Source organism: Cellulosimicrobium protaetiae (assembly GCF_009708005.2).
Lineage (GTDB): Bacteria > Actinomycetota > Actinomycetes > Actinomycetales > Cellulomonadaceae > Cellulosimicrobium > Cellulosimicrobium protaetiae.
Map to the genome: position 1 here is coordinate 762,423 of NZ_CP052757.1, position 14,924 is coordinate 777,346.

General features: G+C 75.8%; 16 protein-coding genes. 9 read left to right on the forward strand and 7 right to left on the reverse strand.

Annotated elements, in window-relative coordinates; translation table 11 throughout:
* Positions 1-47 precede the first annotated feature (47 nt).
* The 3 genes from FIC82_RS03320 to FIC82_RS03330 are packed head-to-tail and all read right to left on the reverse strand — an operon-like array spanning position 48 to position 2,225.
* Positions 48-1,121 (reverse strand): arginase family protein, encoded by a 1,074-nt coding sequence (locus FIC82_RS03320; RefSeq protein ID WP_154797550.1) that lies wholly within the window; start codon positions 1,119-1,121, stop codon positions 48-50.
* 40 nt (positions 1,122-1,161) lie between these two features.
* Positions 1,162-1,539, reverse strand: coding sequence for a DUF1304 family protein (locus FIC82_RS03325; protein WP_154797551.1), 378 nt, complete (start codon positions 1,537-1,539; stop codon positions 1,162-1,164).
* A complete protein-coding gene (locus FIC82_RS03330; RefSeq protein ID WP_216609976.1) occupies positions 1,536-2,225 on the reverse strand; it encodes a maleylpyruvate isomerase family mycothiol-dependent enzyme in 690 nt (229 codons plus the stop codon). The genes FIC82_RS03325 and FIC82_RS03330 overlap by 4 nt, the downstream gene beginning before the upstream one ends.
* A gap of 91 nt (positions 2,226-2,316) precedes the next feature.
* On the opposite strand from FIC82_RS03330, the gene FIC82_RS03335 reads away from it, so the two are divergent.
* Complete coding sequence (locus tag FIC82_RS03335; protein ID WP_168731450.1) at positions 2,317-2,757, forward strand: MarR family winged helix-turn-helix transcriptional regulator; 441 nt, start codon at positions 2,317-2,319, stop codon at positions 2,755-2,757.
* 10 nt (positions 2,758-2,767) lie between these two features.
* On the opposite strand, the gene FIC82_RS03340 is transcribed toward FIC82_RS03335, so the two are convergent.
* Positions 2,768-3,667 carry a universal stress protein gene (locus tag FIC82_RS03340; protein ID WP_154797552.1) on the reverse strand — a complete coding sequence of 300 codons (900 nt, stop codon included), beginning with the start codon at positions 3,665-3,667 and terminating at the stop codon, positions 2,768-2,770.
* Positions 3,668-3,881: 214 nt separating this feature from the next.
* Between FIC82_RS03340 and FIC82_RS03345 the strand changes: the two genes are divergently transcribed.
* The 3 genes from FIC82_RS03345 to FIC82_RS03355 all read left to right on the forward strand — a co-directional run bounded on the left by FIC82_RS03345 (position 3,882) and on the right by FIC82_RS03355 (position 5,785).
* Entirely contained in the window at positions 3,882-4,610 is a 729-nt protein-coding gene (locus FIC82_RS03345) for a response regulator (protein WP_154797553.1), read from the forward strand.
* 199 nt (positions 4,611-4,809) lie between these two features.
* Complete coding sequence (locus tag FIC82_RS03350; RefSeq protein WP_047231042.1) at positions 4,810-5,229, forward strand: pyridoxamine 5'-phosphate oxidase family protein; 420 nt, start codon at positions 4,810-4,812, stop codon at positions 5,227-5,229.
* Between the two features lie 31 nt (positions 5,230-5,260).
* Positions 5,261-5,785, forward strand: a complete 525-nt coding sequence (locus FIC82_RS03355) for a GNAT family N-acetyltransferase (RefSeq protein WP_154797554.1) — start codon at positions 5,261-5,263, stop codon at positions 5,783-5,785.
* Positions 5,786-5,801: 16 nt separating this feature from the next.
* On the opposite strand, the gene FIC82_RS03360 is transcribed toward FIC82_RS03355, so the two are convergent.
* The gene (locus tag FIC82_RS03360; RefSeq protein WP_253691389.1) at positions 5,802-6,989 is read right to left on the reverse strand and encodes a GAF domain-containing sensor histidine kinase; all 1,188 of its coding nucleotides are present in this window, start codon (positions 6,987-6,989) and stop codon (positions 5,802-5,804) included.
* Between the two features lie 198 nt (positions 6,990-7,187).
* Here FIC82_RS03360 and FIC82_RS03365 point away from each other — a divergent pair, with 198 nt between their 5' ends.
* On the forward strand, positions 7,188-7,970 hold the full coding sequence (locus FIC82_RS03365) for a tetratricopeptide repeat protein (RefSeq protein ID WP_154797556.1): 783 nt from the start codon (positions 7,188-7,190) through the stop codon (positions 7,968-7,970).
* A 253-nt stretch (positions 7,971-8,223) separates the two neighbouring features.
* Here the strand turns inward: FIC82_RS03365 and FIC82_RS03370 are convergent, their stop codons facing one another.
* Both FIC82_RS03370 and FIC82_RS03375 read right to left on the reverse strand, forming a co-directional pair.
* The gene (locus FIC82_RS03370; protein ID WP_154797557.1) at positions 8,224-8,796 is read right to left on the reverse strand and encodes a hypothetical protein; all 573 of its coding nucleotides are present in this window, start codon (positions 8,794-8,796) and stop codon (positions 8,224-8,226) included.
* A gap of 174 nt (positions 8,797-8,970) precedes the next feature.
* Positions 8,971-9,489: a hypothetical protein gene (locus FIC82_RS03375; protein WP_154797558.1), complete on the reverse strand. Its 519-nt coding sequence runs from the start codon at positions 9,487-9,489 to the stop codon at positions 8,971-8,973.
* Between the two features lie 197 nt (positions 9,490-9,686).
* Here FIC82_RS03375 and FIC82_RS03380 point away from each other — a divergent pair, with 197 nt between their 5' ends.
* The 4 genes from FIC82_RS03380 to FIC82_RS03395 all read left to right on the forward strand — a co-directional run bounded on the left by FIC82_RS03380 (position 9,687) and on the right by FIC82_RS03395 (position 14,904).
* Positions 9,687-11,711 carry a PASTA domain-containing protein gene (locus tag FIC82_RS03380; RefSeq protein WP_154797559.1) on the forward strand — a complete coding sequence of 675 codons (2,025 nt, stop codon included), beginning with the start codon at positions 9,687-9,689 and terminating at the stop codon, positions 11,709-11,711.
* 225 nt (positions 11,712-11,936) lie between these two features.
* Complete coding sequence (locus FIC82_RS03385; protein ID WP_154797560.1) at positions 11,937-13,685, forward strand: ABC-F family ATP-binding cassette domain-containing protein; 1,749 nt, start codon at positions 11,937-11,939, stop codon at positions 13,683-13,685.
* Positions 13,686-13,776: 91 nt separating this feature from the next.
* Positions 13,777-14,310: a DUF2087 domain-containing protein gene (locus tag FIC82_RS20990; protein ID WP_253691391.1), complete on the forward strand. Its 534-nt coding sequence runs from the start codon at positions 13,777-13,779 to the stop codon at positions 14,308-14,310.
* 60 nt (positions 14,311-14,370) lie between these two features.
* Positions 14,371-14,904 (forward strand): aminoacyl-tRNA deacylase, encoded by a 534-nt coding sequence (locus FIC82_RS03395; protein ID WP_154797561.1) that lies wholly within the window; start codon positions 14,371-14,373, stop codon positions 14,902-14,904.
* Positions 14,905-14,924: the final 20 nt, after the last annotated feature.

The following is a 14,924-nucleotide window of genomic DNA, read 5'->3' on the forward strand; positions in this document are numbered from 1 at the left end:
GCCTCCACCGATCGGTCGATGCCGGGCGCCGTCGGGCGGGCTCGCGACTACACGGTCCGGGGCGTCGCGCGCAGGGCGAGGCCGGCGGCGAGCTCGAGGACGCAGAGCGCGGCGAGGCGGACGGTGCGGCCGTCGGGGGCGTCGGCGGTGGCGTCGACCTCGACGACGTCGGCAGAGCGCAGCCGGGCGTCGCGAGCCGCTGCGCGGACGAGGGCGCGCAGCTCCCAGGCCGCGATCCCGCCCGGGACGCTCGCGGGGCAGCCGGGGGCCACGGACCGGTCGCACACGTCGACGTCGACGTCGAGGTGCACCGGCCCGCCCGCGGCGCCCGCGACCTCGAGCGCCGCACGCATCACGTCCTCCGGGCCGCGTCGACGCAGCTCGTCGACGTGCACGACCGTGATCCCGAGCTCGACCGCCCGGCGCGCGTACTCGGCGGAGTTCGCGAAGTCGGCGATGCCGACCTGCACGACCCGCGCCGGGTCGAGCCCGGCCTCGACCAGCCGCCGCACGGGCGACCCGTTCGACACGCCGTCGCGCAGGTCGTGGTGGGCGTCGAGCGTGACGAGGCCCGCCGTGCCGAGGTCGTCGCCCCACGCCCCGAGCGCCGTCGCGACGGTCACGGAGTTGTCGCCGCCGAGCGCGACGAGCAGGCGGGCGCGCTCCAGCGCCGCGCGGACCGTTGCGCGCGTCCGGGCCTCGCCCTCCTCGCCGTCCGGCTCGTCGACGTCGCCGAGGTCCGCGAACGCCAGGCCGGCGAGGTCGACCGGCCCGCTGCGGTCCGACGACGCGCCGGTCCTGTCGGAGATCCCCTCGCCCGGGGTGGGCCGACCGCCCGAGGCTGCTCCGCCGACGACGGGACCCGGCGCGACGGCGGGCCGCACGCGGGCGGAGGGCCCGCCGTCGGGCAGGGGACGGTCGGGGACGAGGGCGGGACTGAACCGGCGCAGCGCGTCGCGCACGGCCGCGGGTGTCGCGTGCGCGCCGGTGGGGGAGAGCGACGTGCGCCAGGCCGGGACGCCGAGGACCGCGACGTCGACCGTGTCCCTGTCGAGCGGCGGCCAGCCGCCCGCCCGCGGCCAGGACGGGTCGTGGGACAGGGGCTGTGCGGCGCTGCTCACTCCTCGACCGTAGCAACGCCCCGCCGGGCCGAGCACCGGGTCAGGACGCGAGGGTCGCGAGGAGCGTCGCGAGCCCTAGCCCGGACTGCCCGAGGGTCCCGGTCCACAGCCGGTGGTCGGAGATCCACAGGACGACGCCGCCGAGCGTCATGAACCCCGCGGTGTACAGGACGAGGGTCCGCCCCTCGTCCACGAGGCCGTTCGCGGCGAGCACGACGCCGAGCACCGTGCCGGCGCCGAGGAACATGTTGTAGAACGCGACGTTGAACGCCCACAACGTGACCTCGCGCGGCGACGAGCGCGTGCGCAGCAGGAACTGCTGGGCCCAGGGTCGGTGGAAGAAGAAGGCCTCGACGACCCCGACGCCGACGTGCAGCACGCCGGCGGCGACGGCGAGGACCTGGGCGAGCGTGCTCATGGGAGCTCCTCCCGGTCGTGCGGCGCGAGCGAGCGGGCGAGGCGGCGGGCGCCGTCACCGTCCAGGTGGGCGAGGGCCGCGGGTCGCCCGGTGAGCAGCAGGAGCAGGGCGGTCATGGACCCGGTCACCTGCTGACCCTCGCCGCGTCGCCAGGACACGTCGGCGGCGACGAGGCGGAACCCGGCGAGCCGTTGTCGCGCGCGGAAGGGGAAGGACACGGCCCACACGCGCTCGGCCGCCTCCCGCGCCGCGACGGGCGGGGCGGGGGCGTCGATCCCGAGCGCGACGGCGACGTCCTGCGTGTGGACGAGCGCGTCGACGAGCGCGACGCGCGGGGTCGTCCCGGGGGCGAGGTGGTGCGACCCGACGGCCGCGTGCAGGGCGGCCAGGATCTCCTCGCGCGGACGCGTCCCCGCGTCCCGGGTCAGGATGTCCATCATCCCGTCGAAGCTCGCGCGGCCCCGGAGGAGCGCCCGGGCGAACCCGAGGGCGAGCGCCGCCCGCGAGGAGGTGGGGGCGAGGGTGAGGTGCGCGGCGACGTCGTGCACGCGCCACCCCGTGCACAGGCTGGGGCGCTCCCAGTCGGCGGGGTCGAGACCGGCGACGAGGTCCACGAAGGAGTTCCGGGCGGTCGCGATGGCCGCCCACACGTCCTCCTCCGCCATCCAGTAGTCGGGTGCACTCATCGGAGCGCCTCCAGAACTGATACGATGATCTGACTACTTTAGTCAGTTGCACTGACGATCGTCAACCCCTCGACGACCCGACGGAGGCACCGTGAGCGAGCAGGGCGAGCTCAACACCGGGCTGCTCCTGTTCATCCCCTACCGCGCTCTCGAGCTCCGGGTCTACACCGCGGTCCGCGAGGCCGGCTTCGACGACGCGACGCCTGCCCAGCTCCGGGTCTTCCAGCGGGTCGGGCCGCGCGGCACGCGCCTGACCGAGCTCGCGGAGGCGGCAGAGATCACCAAGCAGACGGCAGGGTTCCTCGTCGACCAGCTCGAGGCCGCGGGGTACGTCGAGCGAGTTCCCGACCCCGCGGACCGGCGGGCGCGACTCGTGCGCGTCACGGCCCGCGGCGAGGCCGCGTCGCGCGTCGCCGCCGCGGAGCTCGCCCGCGTCGAGGCCGAGTGGACCGCGCACCTCGGGGCGCGCGGCATGGCGGCCCTGCGGCGTCAGCTCGCACGCCTGCGCGAGATCACCGATCCCTGGGCCTGACGGCGAGCGATCAGCCCTTGCTCGCGTGCACGACGGCGACCGGGTGCGTCGCGTGGTGCAGCACCTGCTGGCTCACGGAGCCGAGCACCATGCCGCGCAGGTCGCCGCGCCCGCGCGAGCCGACGACGGTCAGCGCGGCGCCGGCCGCGGCCTCCCGGATCGCGACGGACGGCTCGCGGTCCACGACGAACGTCTCGACGAGGACGTCGTCGTGCTCGGGGGCGCGCACGCGGTCGAGCGCCGCCTCGACGGTGCGCGACGCCTCGGCCCGTGCGTCGCGCTCGGCCGACGTGTAGAACGACGGGTTCTCCTCCCACAGCGGCCCGACCGGCAGGCGCCACGCGCACACCGCGACGACGCGCGACCGGGTGCGGGCGGCCTCGTCGAGCGCGAACCGCAGCGCGGCGTCGCCGTGCACGGACCCGTCGACGCCGACCACGACGTCCGTCGTCCGCTCGCTCCGCTCCACGACGGGCGGCACGACGACGACGGGTACGGGCGACCGCGCGGCGAGCCGAGTCCCGACGGAACCGAAGAACATGGAGCCCACCGAGCCCAGGCCGCGCGACCCGACCACGACGAGGTCGGCGTCCTTGGCCTCGTCGAGCAGCGCCTCCGCGGGCGGGCCGGACCGCAGCGTGGTGCGCACGGGGACCGTGGGGTCGACGTGCGCCGCACGCTCGGCGGCGGCCGACAGGATGGGGCCGGCGATCTCACCGAGCTCCTCGACGCTCGGGTAGTACGCGCCGCCGACGAACGGCGTCGCGACCACCGGGACGTACGCCACGTGCAGCACGCGGAGCTCGGCGCCCCGACGCGCCGCCTCCCGCACGGCCCAGTCCAGGGCCTTGCCGCTCGTCGTGCTGCCGTCCACGCCGACCAGCACCACCTGGGTCGTCGAGTCGCTCACCGTGACCACCTCGGTCCGTCGTCCCCGTCGCGGCCGGGGGTCGCCCGCCGCCTGCACACCTCCTGGATACTCCTCGCGCCCGGCCTGCCGCACCCCACGACCGCCCCCGGCCTCCGGGACCCTCGCCTCGAAGCCGGGGGACGAAGGTCCCGCACCCGGGTCACGACGCCCTCGCGCGCGCGAGAATCCGTTTCCGACGGGCTAGGTTGAGGCCATGGGCTCTCCCCACCCGATCCGTGTGTTCCTGCTCGACGACCACGAGGTGGTCCGGCGCGGCGTGGCCGCGCTGCTCGAGGCGGCCGGTGACATCACCGTCGTCGGCGAGGCGGGCACCGCAGCCTCCGCGCTCGCGCGCATCAAGGCGACGCGGCCCGACGTCGCGATCCTCGACGTGCGCCTGCCCGACGGCTCCGGCGTCGAGGTGTGCCGCGAGGTGCGCTCCGAGCTCCCCGAGGTCGGCTGCCTCATGCTCACGTCGTTCGCCGACGACGAGGCGCTGTTCCAGGCCGTGCTCGCCGGGGCGTCGGGCTACGTGCTCAAGCAGATTCACGGCTCCGACCTCGTCGGCGCGGTCCGCACCGTCGCGGCGGGCGGGTCGCTCCTCGACCCGGCCAGCACCGCGCGCGTGCTGGAGCGTCTGCGGCACGCCGCGGACGAGACCCCGGACCGTCTCGAGGGCCTGTCCCAGCAGGAGCGCCAGATCGTCGCGCTCATCGGCGAGGGGCTGACGAACCGCGAGATCGGCAAGCGCCTCTACCTCGCGGAGAAGACGGTGAAGAACTACGTCTCGCACGTCCTCGCGACGCTCGGGCTCCAGCGACGCACCCAGGTCGCGGTGCTCGCGACCGAGATGCGCCAGGACGAGGCGTCGCGTCAGGGCACCCCGGGCGCGGGCGCGCCGGCGGGGGACCGGCAGCACGGTGGCCAGCCCTTCCGCCCCTGACGGCGACGCCGGGGCGATGCGTCCCGGGAGGCCCGAGGGCTCGTCGCCGGACGGACCGGGGGCCGACGGCGAAGGTCCGGGCGACCGCGCGCCGTCGGGACCTTCGGCTCTCGCCGATCTGACACCGCGGCGCGACGATGGCGACATGGACACAGTCGAGCGGACCGGGACAGGGGCACCGGTGGCAGGAGCGGGGCCCATGACGGCCGAACGCCCCCGCGCCTCGGCAGGGCTCTCGGAGCTCACGCCGGAGGAGAGCTACGCGCTCCTCGCGACCGTCCCCGTGGGCAGGATCGTCTACACCGACCACGCGCTGCCGGCTATCCAGCCGGTGAACTTCGTCCTCGACGGGCCCGACGTCGTGTTCCGTACCGCCGAGGGTTCCAAGCTTGCGGTCGCGGCGAGCCGCGCCGTCGTCGCGTTCGAGGTGGACCAGTTCGACGCCGAGGCGCGTTCCGGCTGGTCCGTCGTGCTCGTGGGCCGCACGTTCGAGGTCACCGAGCCGGTGGAGCGTGCACGGCTGCTCGCCCTCCCGCTCGTGACGTTCGTGCCGGGCGTGCGCGACCGGGTCATCAAGGTCGTCCCGCGCATCGTCACCGGGCGGCGGATACTGCGCTGAGGCGGACGCCCGGCCCGGCTACGCTCGCCGGATGACCGAGACGACCGAGGTGCGCGACGCGACGCCCGAGGACTGGCCGGGCATGTGGCGGGCCTTGGAGCCCGTCTTCCGCGCCGGTGAGACGTACACCTACCCGCGCGACATCAGCGAGGCCGACGCCCGCGCCGCCTGGACCGGCTCGCCCGGTGCCCGGGTCCTCGTCGCGGTCTCCACGGACCCCGACGCCACGGGCGTGGCGCAGGGGGCGGTGCTGGGCACGGCGAAGTACCTGCCCAACCACCCGGGTGCCGGGTCGCACGTCGCGAACGCGAGCTTCGTCGTCGGGCCCGACGGCGCGGGGCGGGGCGTGGGTCGCGCGCTCGCCCGCGCGGTGCTCGACGGGGCGCGCGGCGACGGCTACCGGGCGATGCAGTTCAACGCCGTCGTGGAGACGAACGAGCGCGCCGTGCGGCTCTGGGAGTCGCTCGGCTTCGCGATCCTCGCGACGGTGCCCGAGGCCTTCGACCACCCCGTGCAGGGTCTCGTGGGCCTGCACGTCATGCACCGCGCCCTCTGAGCCGCGGCGCGCCGGGTCAGACGAGCGGCACCCACCACTCGAGCCGCGTGCCGCCGTCGGGCAGCGCGGTCGCTGTGCTCGACCCGCCCAGTGCCGCCGCGCGCGCCTGCATGTTGCGCAGGCCCGAGCGGCGCCCGCCGGGCTGGATGCCGACGCCGTCGTCGGTGACCATGAGGCGCGCCTCGTGCGCGGTCACGGACAGGTGCACGACGACGTGGCTCGCCTGCGCGTGCCGCGCCACGTTGGTCAGGGACTCGCCCAGCACGACGACGAGCTGGTCGGCGACCTCGGCGGGCAGGCTCGGGCCGCCGTCCGACACGCCGGCTCCCGACCCCTCGGCCGCGACCTCGACGCTCACCTCCGGCGCGAAGCCCAGGACCGTCGTCGCGGCCTCGGCCTGGGCGCGGAACCGGTCCTCGATCGACGGCGCGTCCGGGTCGGTCGCCGTGTGCAGGGCGAAGATCGTCGAGCGGATCTGCCGGATCGTCTCGTCGAGGTCGGAGACGGTCTCCTCGATGCGGGTCCGGGCGTTCGGGTCGGCGACGAGCGGCTGCACGCTCATGAGGGTCATGGCGGACGCGAACAGGCGCTGGATCACGACGTCGTGCAGGTCGCGCGCGATGCGGTCGCGGTCCTCGAGCACGCCCACCTGCTTGGCCCGCCCGTAGAGCCGCGCGTTCTCGATCGCGACGCCCGCGGCGGCGGCGAGCGCGATCACGGCCGCCTCGTCCTCCGCCGTGAACTCGGTCGTGGAGTGCTCTCCGCCCGCCCCGGGCACCCGCTTGTCCGTCAGGTAGAGGTTGCCGAACACCGTCTCGCGCACCCGGACCGGGACGCCGAGGAACGTGTGCATCGGCGGGTGGCCCTCGGGGAAGCCTGCGGAGCGGACGTCGTCGGCGATCTCCGGGACGCGGATGGGCTCCGGGTGGTCGATCAGCTCCCCGAGCAGGCCCTCGCCGTGCGGCCAGTGGTCGATCGCGGCGACCTCGTCGTCCGAGAGCCCGAGCGGGATGAACTGCGCGAGGCGCTCGCGCCCCGAGGCGTCGAGCACACCGAGCGCGCCGTACCGGGCCCCCGTGAGCTCCATCGCCGCCTCGACGATGCGCCGCAGCACCTGCGGGAGGTCGAGGTCGCTCGTCACCGCCACGACGGCGTCCAGCACGCGTTGCCCGACGGCGGTCGGCAGGTCGGTCGTTCCGCTCACCCGATGCAGTCTCCCAGACACCGCGCCCCCGGCGGCACCCGGCCTGACGTGGGGGTGTGACGTGGGTGACACCCCCGCGCTATCGTGCGTCCACATCTCGGGACGTCCGACGCCGTCCTGCCGGTCGCCCGCCGCGCCCGGCCCGGCGCGAGCCGACCGAGGCCGCCGACGCAGGGGGCCGAAGGGACACGGTGCCGCATGCCGACCACCGACCAGGGCACGGGCCCCGCCGCGGCGACCGCGCTCGCAGACCTGCGCGCCGCCGTCGGGCACCTGCACCCCGACGACCCCGCCGAGCTCGTCGCCATCGCCGACGACCTGCGCGCCCTCGGCAGTCCCGCCGCCGCGGTGCCGTTCTACGAGGCGGCGGTCGAGCACGGGGTCCCCGGGGCGGTGTACCGGCTGGGCGTCGCGCACCACGAGGCGGGAGACGCCGCCGAGGCCTTCCGCTGCTTCGAGCTCGCCGGTCTCGCGGGCGACGTGCTCGGGGCGTTCATGGCCGCGCAGGTCGCGACCGAGCGGGGCGACCTGCACGCCGCCCGGCGGTGGTACGAGCAGGCGCTGGAGGTCGAGGGAGCCTCCGTGAGGCTCGCGCAGGTGCTGGCCGACCTGGGGGAGCGCGACGCCGCCGACGGCCTCCTCGCGACGGCCTCGGGCGAGAGCTGGGAGGCGGCCGTCGAGCTCGTGCGCGGCGGCGCGCTCACGGCCGACGAGGCCGTGGCCCTCCTGGAGGGCTGGGCCGAGGCGGGAGAGGCGCGGGTCGTGGTGGCGCTCGCGGACCTCTACGTCCGCGCTGGTCGCGCCCTCGCCGCGGAGGACCTGCTGGAGCAGGCCGCGCTCGCGGGCGAGCCGACCGCGCGCACGAGCCTCGGCGTCCTGCGGCTGCGCGCCGGACGGGTCGCGGAGGCGATGGCGCTGTGGCGCGAGTCCGCCGGCCAGGGCGACCCGCAGGCGGCGGAGCTGCTCGCCCGGTTCGGCTGACGCGCGGCGAGCACGGACGGTGGCCCGCCCTCCTCGCGACCGCCCGAGACGAGAAAGGCGCCCGGCGGGCGACCTGCTCCGTCGAGCGTCGGTCGCCCTGCCGGGCGCGAGGGGCGGGACGTGCGGGTGGTCTCCCCACCGCCCGCACGTCCCTCTTCCCCCGGGAGCGACTCCCTGCAGCGACGGCCTCAGAATCGTCGCGCGGTACCGGTCGCCCCGTCGGCCCGCCGCACACGGCGGGCGGTCGGAACCGTCAGACCAGCCAGGGGAGGCGCTGGACCAGCGGGAGCTTCTTCCACGTCCTGCCGAGACCCAGGACGTCGCCGGCGCCGATGAGCGCGAGGGCGATGATCGTCAGGGCCATCGTGAGGTGGTCGTCGAGGATCGGGTTCGTCGTCATGGGCAGCGACGCGAGGTACATGAACAGCAGGAGCGCCGTGCCGCTGACGGCCGCGACGCGCATGCCGATCCCGAGGATCAGCGCGAGCCCGATGCCGAGGAGGCCGAGCATGAACAGCACGTCGGCCCAGGCGGCGCCGGCCATGCCGTTGAAGAACCCGGCGAAGGGGCCCTCGACCCCCGACAGGTAGCCGGTCGTGGGGCTGCCGCCGTTGATCCAGGCGCGCTCCGACGGGGTGGAGAACCCGAGACCGAACGTCTTGTCGAGGAAGGCCCACAGGAAGTAGAACCCGAGCGCGATCCGCAGCACGCCGAGGACGACCTGTGCAGGTCGGCTTGCCCGTGCGGCGAGGCTGAGGGTCTCCGGCTCGTGGCCTTCGACCGTGGGGAGCGGCGCGTTGGCGTTCCGCTCGATCGTCCCCTTCATCACTGTCCCCTCTCGTCGACCCGGCCGGTGCGGTCGGGCTCCTGACATCAAGAGAACCCTGTGAAGGAAGGGTGGACGTCGGGCAAAGGTCGCCGGGCCCGGGGACCTAGGTCCCCGGTGCGCCGCGGCGGCCCCTGACGGCGACCCGGCGACGGCCGGGCGGTGGTCACGACGTCAGGAGCCGGTCGAGCCCTCCAGGTCCGCCCGGAGGGCGTCGACCTGCGTGCGCAGGCCCTCGATCGCGTCCCGGACGGCGGCGTCGGCGCCGGAGAGCGACTCGCCCACCGCCTCCAGGTCGGCCGACGCGTCCTCCAGCGCCGTCTCCGCGTCCGCGAGCCGCTGCTCGGCGTCCGCACGCGTCTCGTCGGTCGCGGCGGCGAGCTCGTCCGCGGCTGCGCGGGCCTCGTCGGCGGCCTCCTGCGCGCCGGTGACGGCGTCCTCGGCGCGCGTGCGCGCGTCGTCCGGGAGGGAGCCCAGGTCGTCCGTGATCGACCGGACGTCGTCGCCGATGGACTCCGCCTGGGTGCGGGCGTCGTCGAGGAACTGCTGCACCTGGTCGCCCGTGAGGGTGAATTCGGGCACGCTCACGGACCCGTCCTCCGCGCAGCCGCCGAGCGCGACGGTCGCGGCGAGCACGGAGCCGAGGACGAGTGCGCGGGACGTTGACCTGCGGTGACGTGTCGGTGAACTCATGGCGCCATTCTCCCTCGCGAACATGAGACGGGGGTGAGAGCCTCGTGGAGGCGGTGTACGGTAGGCGGACGAGGGCACTGTGGCGTGCAGCACACCGACCGGTGGGCGTGCGCAGCCGTGACGTCGGGCGCGACGACGCGCTGAACGGCGTGCGGGACCGCAGGTCCGTGGCAGGGCACGAAGCACGGGAGTGAGCGGTGAGCACCACGGCTGAGCACGAGGGCGCGACGGACGACGTGCCCGAGACGCCTGAGCCCGCAGCGCCCGCACCCGGGCCGTCGCCGACCTTCGTGCGACGGGCGCGCACCGTCTCCCACGTCCTCATCTCCTCCGCGCTCGCGATCACGCTGGCGGCCGCGCTCGCGGGGAGCGTCGAACCCCGACCGGGCGCGTCGTTCTTCTCCGCGGAGGGTGCGACCGCGACGCAGGTCTCGTCGCTGTCGAGCACGCTCGGTGCCGGTCTCGACGAGGACCAGCAGCTCGACGGGGCGATCGAGGTCCTCGCCACGGCGAACGCGCTCGAGGACGGCCAGGTCACCGCACCCGTGGAGCAGGCGCGCGCGGAGCTCGGCATGCTCCTCGCCACGTACCTCGCCCAGCAGGACGCCGCACGCCGCGTGCCCGTCCAGGTCGTCCCCGACGGCGGGCTCGACCTCGACGGGTCGCTCGACGACACCGAGGTTCCTGAGCTCCCCGAGCCGCTCGACCCGGGCACGGACCTCGACGACACGGACCGTCCCGGCGCGGACGAGCAGGGGACGACAGGCCCCGAGCGCCGCGCGCAGCAGCCCGCGTCCGTGGACGCCGCGGGAGACGCGGACGCGGTGCGCACGTCCGCCGTGCGCACGGTGCCGTCCCCCGGCCCGAGCGCCGAGCCCGGTGCGTCCCCGAGCCCGAGCGGGGCGCCGAGCCCGTCGCCGTCGGGCGACGCTCGGACAGGACCGACGGCGCCCGGCACCACCGGGGGCTCCGCGGGAGACCGCACGCTGCCCGAGGACGCCGTCCCGGCCCCCGACGGCGTCGCGCCGGGCGAGCTCGGTGGGACGCAGGGGGACCTGGACGACCCGTCGGGTGACAGCGGTGACGGCGAGCACGCCGAGGACGACGACCACGCCCACGGCGACGTGACGCTCGAGGACGTCGTCGTCTCGGCGACGCACCTCGCCGACCTGCTCGGCACGGACTTCTCCCCGGTCGGCGTCGTCCCGGCGGCCGGTGCGACCGCGCTCGCGGGGACGACGCTCGCGGAGCGCCTCGCCGAGGTCGTCGCGAAGTACGCCGGCTCGACCGCGCAGTACCAGAACGGGCGCATCCCGCCCGAGGCGCTGTGCGCGCTCGACTTCGCGCCCGGCAAGACGCTGCGCTGCGACGCGGCGGAGCAGCTCGAGGCACTGGCCGCCGAGTTCCAGAAGGAGTTCGGGTACGCGCTCAAGATCACCGACGCATACCGCCCCTACGACGACCAGGTGCGGCTCAAGGCCATCAAGCCGTACCTCGCGGCGGTGCCGGGGACGTCCCAGCACGGCTGGGGTCTCGCGATCGACATCGGCGGCAACGTCCCGTCGGGGACGTCGCGCGAGTACGTGTGGCTCCGCATGCACGGCCCGGACTACGGCTGGGACAACCCCGCGTGGGCGCGGCCGAACGGGTCCAAGCCCGAGCCGTGGCACTTCGAGTTCTTCGCCGCGGGCAAGATGCCGACGCGCTACACGCCGTCCGAGGGCACGGCGCCGTCGTCCCCGCAGAAACCCTCGACCCCGGGGACGCCGGCCCCGGCGCCGCAGCCCACGCCGACCGAGCCCCCGAAGCCGACCGAACCCACCACGCCCACCGAGCCGACGACGCCGACGGAGCCCACGGAACCGACCGAGCCCACGACGGTCGCCGTGCCGGCCGGGCTCGTCGGCCGGTCGCAGGCCGAGGTCGAGGCCGCGCTCGCGAAGGCCGGGCTCAAGGTCGGCGTGACGACCAAGGAGGACGCCGCCGCGGCGGGCACCGTGCTCGCGGTCAACCCCGGCTCCGGCACCCAGGTCGCGCCGGGGAGCACGGTGACGATCGTCGTCTCCTCCGGGCCCGCCGACCCCGAGCCCCCGGTGGACCCCGAGCCACCGGTCGACCCTGAGCCCACGCCGAACCCCACCCCGACCGAGCCGACGCCTGAGCCCACGGCCACGGTCGCGCCCGAGCCGACCGACCCCGCGACCGAGCAGACCGCACCCTGACGGTCCGTCGTCGCTCTGCGGTCCCGGTCCGGGTCCACCAGAACCGGACGCAGCGACGGCTCCGCGAAAAGAGGTGTACCTCGGACGTGGCGGCGGCGTAGCCTCGTCGACGATGTGATCCTCACCTGCCCCGACCGCTCCGTCCCGTCGAGCCCGTCGTCGTGGCCCCCGCGCCGTACCCGGCGCGCGTGCGTGCCGCCCGGGCACCCTGGTAGGTGATCACCCATGGCCCGTTCCACCCCTGTCCTGCGTGCGTCCGACGTCCGCGTGTCCTTCGCAGGCCGCCCCGTGCTGCGGGGCGTCGACCTCGCCGTCGACCCCGGCCACCGCACGGGCCTCGTCGGCGAGAACGGCGTCGGCAAGTCCACCCTGCTGCGCGTGCTCGCGGGCACGCTCGCGCCCGACGACGGGGCCGTGGCCCGGCCCGCCGACCTCGGGTTCCTGCACCAGGAGTTCCCCTACCCGCCGTCGACGACGGTCCGCACCGTCGTCGACGACGCGCTGGCGCGCGTCCGGGCGATCGAGCGCGAGCTCGAGGAGGCCGCGCTCGCCCTCGCGGGCCCGGACGGCGCCGAACCCGCCGCGGGGGCCGACGAGGCGTACGCGCGCGCCCTCGACCGGGCCGAGCTCGCGGACGTGTGGGACGCCGACGCAAGGGCCGCGCGCACGCTCGCCGGGCTGGGGCTCGACGTCGACGGCGTCGCCGGTCGCGAGGTCGGGTCGCTGTCGGGCGGGCAGCGCACGCGCCTCGGGCTCGCCGCGCTGCTCGTGCGCCAGCCGGGCGCGCTGCTGCTCGACGAGCCGACGAACCACCTCGACGACGGCGCCGCCGAGTTCCTCGCCGGGGCGCTGCGCGCGCTCCCGGGAGCGGTCGTGCTCGCGAGCCACGACCGGGTCTTCCTCGACGAGGTGTGCACCGAGATCCTCGACCTCGACCCGGTCGCCGAGCCGCTGCGGGGCGCCGCGACCGGGAGCCCGCGCGGCGGCGGGGGCGCGGCCACCCTGTACGGCGGCACGTACAGCGACTACCTGGAGGCGAAGCGCGTCGAGCGCGAGCGCTGGGAGCAGCGGTTCGAGGCCGAGCAGGCGGAGCTCGTCGAGCTGCGCCGGTCCGTCGCGGTCACCGCGCGCGACGTCTCGAAGGACCGCGAGCGCGGCAACCAGGCGAAGATCCTCTACGACTTCAAGGGCGAGCGCGTCCAGAGCCAGGTGTCGCGGCGCGTGCGCAACGCGCAGCAGCGGCTCGACACCCTGGAGCGCGACCAGGTGCGCAAGCCTCCGCCGCCGCTGCGCTTCGCCCCGCCGAGCGGCAGTGGCGTCGTGACCCCTGGTGGGGGCGACGTCGTCGCCTGGGCGCGGGGCGTCGTCGTGCGCCGACCCGCAGGCCCGGGCGAGGGGGTCGCGCCGGGCGAGCGCCCGGATCGGCTCGACATGGCGGCGTCGGGCGTGCCCTCGATCGAGGTCGCGCGCGGCACGCGACTGCTCGTCACGGGCGCCAACGGCGCCGGGAAGTCGACCCTGCTGCACGTCCTCGCGGGCGACCTCGCACCCGACGCGGGCACGGTCGGGCGGGCGCGCGGGGCGCGCGTCGGCCTGCTGGAGCAGGACGTCCACCTGCACGACGACGACCGCACCCCGCGCGAGCTCCTCGCCCTCGCGCAGGGCTGGGACCCCGCGGACCGGGCGGGAGCTCGCGAGGCCGCGGTGGACGCGCACGGGCTCCTCGCCCCGCGCGACCTCGGGCGCCCGCTCGCGGAGCTGTCCGTGGGTCAGCGGCGGCGCGTCGTGCTCGCCATGCTCGTGACGCAGGCGCCGGACGTGCTGCTCCTCGACGAGCCGACGAACCACGTGTCGCTCACGCTCGCCGGGGAGCTCATGGAGGCCGTCGAGGAGTGGCCGGGCGCCGTCGTCGTCGCGTCGCACGACCGGTGGCTGCGGCAGCGCTGGACGGGCGACGTCGTGCACCTCGCGTGAGCCCTGCACCTGTCAGCGCCCACGCGCCCGGACCCGTGGGGCGCTGACAGCTCGCTGGTCCTGTTCACCGCGCGGTGCGTAGGGTCGGTGGGTGGACGTCGAGCAGACCGGTGCCGCGGCACCGGACAACGCGTGGAAGCAGGTCGTCGCGTCGCTCGCGGACGCGGGCCGGCTCGAGGTGCTCGCGCGCGTCGTGACGGAGAGACCCGCCGAGGCCGTGCTCTCGACGGACGAGCGGCGGCGGCTCGCGCCGCTCCTCGCGTCGGGTGTGGTCGTGCGGGACGAGACGGGGTTCCTGCGCGCCGCGCCCGAGCGGTTCGCCGCGCTGCTCGCGACGGTTCCCACACCCCGGCCGACCGGCCCCGAGCGGTTCCTCGTCGACGGTCGCCTGCTGCGCTCGCCCAAGCGGTTGCGCGACCGCGAGCTCGTCGTGCGGTACCTGGCGGCGCAGGTGCTGCCCCTGGAGGAGCCTGTCACCGAGCTCACGTTGACCAAGCGGCTCGCGGCCCGTGCCGCGGACCCGGTGTCGCTGCGGCGCGCGATGGTCGACGGCGGTCTCGTGCACCGCACGCGTGACGGCGCCGAGTACTGGCGCACGGTCGTCACGGAGTTCGACGACGTCTGACCCCGGGCTCCCGGGGTGCGCGGCGGTGGGCGTCGGACCCGGCGGCTAGGGTCGGGTCCCATGAGCAGCGAGCGCGCCCTGGCGGCGCTGGAGGCGTCGGGCATCGACTACACCGTCACGCGGCACGGCCGGGTGGGGTCGCTCGAGGAGGCCGCCGCGGCCCGTGGTGTGGACCCGTCGCAGGTCCTCAAGACGATCGTCGTGCGGCGCGGCGAGGACGACTACCTGTTCGTGCTCGTCCCGGGCGACCGCCAGATCTCCTGGCCCAAGCTGCGCGCGCTCCTCGGCGTCTCGCGCCTGTCGATGCCGGACAAGGACGTGGCGCGCGACGTCACGGGCTACGAGCGCGGCACCATCACGCCGTTCGGCTCGACGCACGCGTGGCCGGTGGTCGCGGACGCACGGGTCGTCGCCGGGCCGGGGGAGGGTGACGGCGTCGCGGGCGACGCGGGCGAGCAGGGCGCCGAGCCCGACGCGGCGGCACGCCTCGTCTCGATCGGCGGTGGCGCGCACGGTGTCGCCGCGACGGTGGACGGCCAGGCTCTCGTCGGGGCGCTCGGCGCCCAGGTCGCGGACGTCACCGACCCGCTGTAGCGCACGCGGCCCGTCCGGGC

Bases quoted from the DNA above. Each gene is read 5' to 3' on its own strand.
- FIC82_RS03325 (WP_154797551.1), bottom strand. From the start codon at position 1,539: ATGAGCACGCTCGCCCAGGTCCTCGCCGTCGCCGCCGGCGTGCTGCAC.
- FIC82_RS03330 (WP_216609976.1), bottom strand. From the start codon at position 2,225: ATGAGTGCACCCGACTACTGGATGGCGGAGGAGGACGTGTGGGCGGCC.
- FIC82_RS03345 (WP_154797553.1), top strand. From the start codon at position 3,882: ATGGGCTCTCCCCACCCGATCCGTGTGTTCCTGCTCGACGACCACGAG.
- FIC82_RS03350 (WP_047231042.1), top strand. From the start codon at position 4,810: ATGACGGCCGAACGCCCCCGCGCCTCGGCAGGGCTCTCGGAGCTCACG.
- FIC82_RS03355 (WP_154797554.1), top strand. From the start codon at position 5,261: ATGACCGAGACGACCGAGGTGCGCGACGCGACGCCCGAGGACTGGCCG.
- FIC82_RS03365 (WP_154797556.1), top strand. From the start codon at position 7,188: ATGCCGACCACCGACCAGGGCACGGGCCCCGCCGCGGCGACCGCGCTC.
- FIC82_RS03370 (WP_154797557.1), bottom strand. From the start codon at position 8,796: ATGAAGGGGACGATCGAGCGGAACGCCAACGCGCCGCTCCCCACGGTC.
- FIC82_RS03375 (WP_154797558.1), bottom strand. From the start codon at position 9,489: ATGAGTTCACCGACACGTCACCGCAGGTCAACGTCCCGCGCACTCGTC.
- FIC82_RS03385 (WP_154797560.1), top strand. From the start codon at position 11,937: ATGGCCCGTTCCACCCCTGTCCTGCGTGCGTCCGACGTCCGCGTGTCC.
- FIC82_RS03395 (WP_154797561.1), top strand. From the start codon at position 14,371: ATGAGCAGCGAGCGCGCCCTGGCGGCGCTGGAGGCGTCGGGCATCGAC.